Origin of the sequence: Vibrio sp. 10N.222.46.A1 (assembly GCF_041473595.1) — a bacterium.
GTDB classification, from domain to species: Bacteria; Pseudomonadota; Gammaproteobacteria; order Enterobacterales; family Vibrionaceae; genus Vibrio; species Vibrio tasmaniensis_A.
In genome coordinates, this window is sequence record NZ_JBFRSN010000832.1 from 1 (window position 1) to 5,827 (window position 5,827).

Annotated in this window: 5 protein-coding genes; all 5 read right to left on the bottom strand. The window is 44.2% G+C overall.

Going from position 1 to position 5,827, the window contains the following annotated elements:
- Window positions 1-252: 252 nt before the first annotated feature.
- A complete protein-coding gene (gene oppF / locus AB4496_RS20660; RefSeq protein ID WP_009848634.1) occupies window positions 253-1,239 on the bottom strand; it encodes a murein tripeptide/oligopeptide ABC transporter ATP binding protein OppF in 987 nt (328 codons plus the stop codon).
- Window positions 1,236-2,207: an ABC transporter ATP-binding protein gene (locus tag AB4496_RS20665; RefSeq protein WP_009848635.1), complete on the bottom strand. Its 972-nt coding sequence runs from the start codon at window positions 2,205-2,207 to the stop codon at window positions 1,236-1,238. The genes oppF and AB4496_RS20665 overlap by 4 nt, the downstream gene beginning before the upstream one ends.
- A gap of 51 nt (window positions 2,208-2,258) precedes the next feature.
- Entirely contained in the window at window positions 2,259-3,161 is a 903-nt protein-coding gene (oppC, locus tag AB4496_RS20670; protein WP_009848636.1) for an oligopeptide ABC transporter permease OppC, read from the bottom strand.
- 15 nt (window positions 3,162-3,176) lie between these two features.
- Window positions 3,177-4,097, bottom strand: a complete 921-nt coding sequence (oppB, locus tag AB4496_RS20675; protein WP_009848637.1) for an oligopeptide ABC transporter permease OppB — start codon at window positions 4,095-4,097, stop codon at window positions 3,177-3,179.
- Window positions 4,098-4,207: 110 nt separating this feature from the next.
- On the bottom strand, window positions 4,208-5,827 hold a 1,620-nt coding region (locus tag AB4496_RS20680), incomplete at its 5' end, for an ABC transporter substrate-binding protein (protein WP_372131828.1).

Here is a 5,827-nt window from a genome sequence, read left to right on the forward strand (position 1 = left end):
AGTAGTTATTCTACAATCAAAAATTCTAACGCCGTTATCGAGCGTTTTAACAAGCTAGGATGAGCAGTTATTTACTACGATTGGTATTAGTATAAAAAAAGCCAACTTTTTCTAAACTAGAAGAAGTTGGCTTAGTTGTTCAAATTATTTGATGAAGCTTATTTAATATGGAACTTTAGACACAAAAAAAGCGCGACTCTAATAACTAGTCGCGCTTAAGCCTGTCACAGGCTGAACCGTTTTAAATAGGCTCTAGACTTGTACGTGCAAGCAAGATACTGCGTGAACGTCATCGCCTTGAATAGTTGGCTTAGTTTGCGCACAAGCCTCTGTTGCTTGTGGGCAACGTGTACGGAACACACAACCTGACGGTGGATTGATTGGTGAAGGTAAATCGCCTTCCAACATCTGAATCGTTTTGTTGCGCTCTAGACGAGGATCTGGAATCGGAACTGCAGACATCAACGCTTTGGTGTACGGGTGCTTAGGGTCAGAGAACAAGGCGTCTGATTCACCAAGCTCTACCGCGTTACCTAGGTACATCACCAAGACACGGTCAGAGATGTGTTTAACCACTGACAAATCGTGCGCGATGAATACCAAAGACAAACCTAACTCTTTTTGTAGCTCCTTAAGAAGGTTAACTACTTGAGCTTGGATAGATACATCCAGTGCAGAAACAGGTTCATCACAGATGATCATCTTAGGTTTCAAGATAAGCGCACGTGCAATACCAATACGCTGACACTGACCACCAGAGAATTCATGTGGGTAACGGTTGATTACGTTTGGTAATAGGCCAACCTTTGCCATCATCTCTTTAACTCTGTCCTTTACTTCTTGTTTAGAAAGTTCAGGGAAGAAAGTCTCTAGAGGCTCAGCAATGATATCGCCTACTGACATACGTGGGTTAAGCGACGCTAGCGGGTCTTGGAAGATCATCTGAATCTCTTTACGAGTCTCACGACGCTTCACTTCCTGCATCTTAGTTAGGTCTTGACCTAACCACATCACTTGCCCTTCAGTCGCTTCAACCAAACCGATAATTGCGCGTGCAAAAGTCGACTTACCACAACCAGACTCACCTACCACACCTAGCGTTTCGCCTTCGTAAAGATGAACATCAACACCATCGACTGCTTTAAGGTTTGATGGTTTCGCCCAAGGCCAAGCAGACTTAGCCGCAATGCTAAAGTGAACTTTTAGGTCTTTAATATCTAATAGTAATTCTTTACTCATTTTGTCCAAGTCTCCCAGTCTGAAAAACAAGCACGCTGACGGTCTTTAGCAAATGGCTGCAAAATCGGTGCTTCTTGCTTACAACGGTCCATTACACGGTGACAACGGTCTTGGTAAGGACAACCTGTTGGTAGGCGAAGTAAGTTAGGTGGGTTACCTGGAATCGTCGGTAGAATTTCACCTTCGGTATCCAAACGAGGAATTGCTTTAAGCAGGCCTTCCGCATAAGGGTGGCTTGGCTCGTAGAAGATTTCATCAACCGTGCCATATTCCATTGTACGACCTGCGTACATCACCAGTACTTTGTCACATGAGCCAGCAACAACACCCAAATCATGGGTGATCATGATGATTGCCGTATTGAACTCATCTTTAAGTTCGTTCAGCAATTCCATAATTTGCGCTTGAATGGTTACATCCAGTGCCGTTGTTGGTTCATCAGCGATAAGCAATTTAGGGCGACACAGCAGTGCCATTGCGATCATCACACGCTGACGCATACCGCCCGAAAACTCGTGCGGGTACATAGTGATGCGCTTGCGTGCTTCAGGGATTTTCACCGCTTCCAGCATACGAACTGATTCTTCGAACGCTTCTGCTTTACCCATGCCTTTATGCAGCATCAGTACTTCCATCAGCTGATCACATACTTTCATGTAAGGATTCAGTGACGTCATTGGATCTTGGAAGATCATCGCGATCTGTTCAGCACGTACTTTGTTCAGCTCTTTTTCAGGCAGGTTAAGAATTTCATTGCCTTCAAACTTTGCGCTACCTGAGATGATGCCGTTCTTAGCCAGCAGCCCCATCAGTGCAAATACCGTTTGTGATTTACCTGAACCCGACTCACCAACAATACCCAGCGTTTCGCCTTGGTTAAGTGAGAAGTTCAAGTCGTTTACTGCGGTTACGATACCATCTTGCGTGGTAAATTCGACGCGCAGATCTTTGACATCTAATAAGCTCATCATTGCTTCCTTCAATCTTTTATAGCTTTTGTATTTTTATTTGCTATTTCTTTATCTGTCTTTTGGATCAAGCGCGTCGCGCAGACCATCACCTACGTAGTTAAAGCAGAACAGCGTAACTACCATGAATGCCGCTGGGAATGCCAATTGCCAAATAGCAACTTCCATTGTTTGCGAGCCTTCTTGTAATAGCGCGCCCCAACTTGTCATAGGCTCTTGAACACCAAGACCAAGGAAAGATAAGAATGATTCAGTAAGGATCATGCTCGGAATAAGTAGCGTCGAGTAAACCGCAACAATACCCAATACATTCGGTACGATATGACGTGTAATGATCTTCCATTTACTTACACCACATACGTGAGCAGCCTCGATGAATTCTTTGCTACGTAGACTCAACGTTTGACCACGTACGATTCGTGCCATATCGAGCCAAGCAATAGCACCGATAGCAACAAAGATAAGTACAATATTACGACCAAAGAATGTTACCAGTACGATCACAAGGAACATGAATGGTACTGCGTACAAGATCTCTAGGATACGCATCATCACTCGGTCAGTACGACCGCCAATGAAACCTGAAGCTGCACCGTAAAGCGTACCAATCAGTACCGCTACAAATGCGCCCATCACACCAACCATCAGAGAAATACGGCCGCCAATCATTGTACGAACGTATAAGTCACGACCTAAACTGTCGGTACCAAACCAGTGATCCGCATTTGGGCCTACGTGCATTGCGTACCAGTCAGTATCATCGTAAGCATGCTGCGCCAACATAGGTAAGAAGATTACCGAAAGCACCATGATAATTAGAATGAACAGACTGATCATTGCCGCTTTGTTGCGCATAAAACGAATACGCGCATCTTGCCACAAACTACGACCTTCAATTTCCAAATTCTCAGAGAATTTTTCGATCGCTTCTAAGTTTTCTTTTTTCTTCAACATAACCATGCGTCCCTGCTAGTAGCGAATTTTCGGGTCAATAAGCGCTAGTAAAATATCAACGATAGCGTTGAACAAGATGAATAGGAAACCAATCAAAATGGTTACACCCATTACTAACGAGTAGTCACGGTTAAACGCGGCGTTAACAAACAGCTTACCGATTCCCGGTAGACCAAAGATGGTTTCAACAACAACTGAACCTGTGATGATACCTACGAACGCAGGTCCCATGTATGACACAACAGGTAGCATTGCTGGCTTAAGCGCATGTTTAAGAACGATATAACGGTAACTTAGACCTTTAGCACGAGCAGTACGGATAAAGTTACTGTTTAACGTTTCAATCATGCTACCGCGAGTGATACGAGCAAAGGTTGCTACATATAGAAGAGACATCGCAATAACAGGTAGCACGATGTACACGAAGGTGCCGCCATGCCAACCACCTGCTGGGAATATATTCCAGTGCAGGGAGAAAAGGTAAATAAGCGCTGGTGCCAACACGAAGGATGGCATCACCACCCCGAGCATGGCTGTCGACATTATGGTGTAGTCGACCCAGGTATTGTGCTTCAACGCGGCTATAGTGCCGACGGTGACCCCCATAATTAGCGTAAAGATAAAGGCAACGAAGCCTACCTTCGCAGATACTGGAAGTGCTACAGCAATCAGCTCATTTACTGTGTAATCTTGATATTTGAAAGATGGACCAAAATCACCCTGAAGGATGTTGGTTAAGTACGTGGTGTACTGTTCAAATACTGGTTTATCTAAGCCGTATTTAGCTTCGATGTTAGCCATAACTTCTGGCGGTAATGGACGCTCGCTTGAAAACGGGTTACCCGGTGCGAAACGCATGAGAAAGAAAGATATAGTGATCAACACCAACATCGTTGGAATCGCTTCAAATATCCTTTTCATAATGAATTTAAGCATAAACTCACTCTTTCAGTCTGTGACAATTAAAATTAGAAAGACGCTACATGCGCGTATTACGCATGTAGTGTCTGTATCGTTATAGTTATATTAACTTTTAGAATCGAAGCTTATTGAGCCTTGATGTATAAGTCTTTCGAGAAGATCTTATCTTCCGCGTTATTAGTAGGGAAGCCACCAACGTGCGGATTTAGTAGACGTGATTTCACGTATTGGTAGATAGGTGCGATAGGCATATCGTTAGCCATTAGCGCCTCAGCTTCAAGGTAAAGTGCTTTACGCTCTTCTTCTGAAGTCGAGTTCAGTGCTTTATCAATGATTTGATCGTAAGCCGCGCTGTCGTAGTGAACACCACCGGTAGTGTTGTTACTCTTCATTAGCGTTAGGAATGACGACGCTTCATTGTAGTCACCACACCAACCAGCACGAGCTACTTCGAAGTCACCAGAATCTTTAGAAGATAGGTAAGTTTTCCACTCTTGGTTTTCAAGTGTAACTTTAAGACCCAGTGTTTTCTTCCACATAGAACCTAGTGCTACAGCAATCTTCTTGTGGTTTTCAGAAGTGTTGTACAGTAGGTTGAAGTTTAGTGGATTGTCTTTGCCGTAGCCCGCTTCTTCAAGAAGACGTGCCGCTTCTACGTTACGTTCTTTTTGAGACATTGTACCGTACTGAGGAAGCTCAGGATCGAAGCCCGCCGTGATTTCAGGCGTCAGGAAATATGCTGGTTTTTGACCTTGCGCTAAGATAGCGCCAGTCACGATGTCACGGTCAATTGCGTAAGAGATAGCCTTACGTACGCGAACGTCATCAAATGGAGCTTTCTTCGTGTTGAAGATGTAGTAGTAAGTACACAAGTTACCAGCTACAGATACGTCTTCTGCGTGCTCTTTCTTAAGACGCTTGAAGTGCTCAGTTGGAAGTTCATTTGTGAAGTCGATTTCACCAGATAAGAAACGGTTCATTTCCGCAACTTGGTTTTCGATTGGTAGGAAGGTTACTTTGTTTAGAACAGTTTTGTCGTTGTTCCAGTATTGGTCGTTACGCTTTAGAACTAGACGTTCGTTAACAACCCACTTATCAACAGAGAATGCGCCGTTACCTACGAAGTTACCCGGCTTGGTCCATTGGTCACCGAATTTTTCAACAGTTGCTTTGTGTACTGGCTTCACTGTTGTGTGGCCCATCATCATTACGAAGTATGGTACCGCTGTTTCTAATTCAACAACAAGTGTGTTTGCATCTACAGCTTTAACGCCTAGCTCACTCTTGTCTTTCTTACCCGCTACGATGTCTTTCGCATTCACCATCTTGGTATATTCCATGTACCAAGCGTATGGAGAAGCAGTGGCAGGATCAACTGCACGTTTCCAGCTGTAAACGAAATCTTCAGCTGTTACAGGATCGCCGTTAGACCATTTTGCATCTTTGCGTAGATGGAAAGTGAATGTTTTGTTGTCTGTCGTTTCCCAGCTCTCAGCAACACCAGGGATAGTATTACCTTCACCGTCCTGGTTCACTAGACCTTCTAGAAGATCACGAATTACGTGAGATTCTGGTACACCTTGAGATTTGTGTGGGTCGATAGTCGCAACTTCAGTACCGTTACCGCGAACAAGTTCCTGAACTTTTGCTAGTTCTGTACCTGCTGGAACTTCAGCAGCGATAGAAAGAGTAGAAGTGGCAGCCACTGCCAAACCAGCACCTAGAAGAAGGGCCTGAGTGATTTT

Excerpts from the sequence above, each read along its gene's own strand:
- oppF (WP_009848634.1), bottom strand. The coding sequence starts at position 1,239 with ATGAGTAAAGAATTACTATTAGATATTAAAGACCTAAAAGTTCACTTT.
- oppB (WP_009848637.1), bottom strand. The coding sequence starts at position 4,097 with ATGCTTAAATTCATTATGAAAAGGATATTTGAAGCGATTCCAACGATG.
- AB4496_RS20665 (WP_009848635.1), bottom strand. The coding sequence starts at position 2,207 with ATGAGCTTATTAGATGTCAAAGATCTGCGCGTCGAATTTACCACGCAA.
- oppC (WP_009848636.1), bottom strand. The coding sequence starts at position 3,161 with ATGTTGAAGAAAAAAGAAAACTTAGAAGCGATCGAAAAATTCTCTGAG.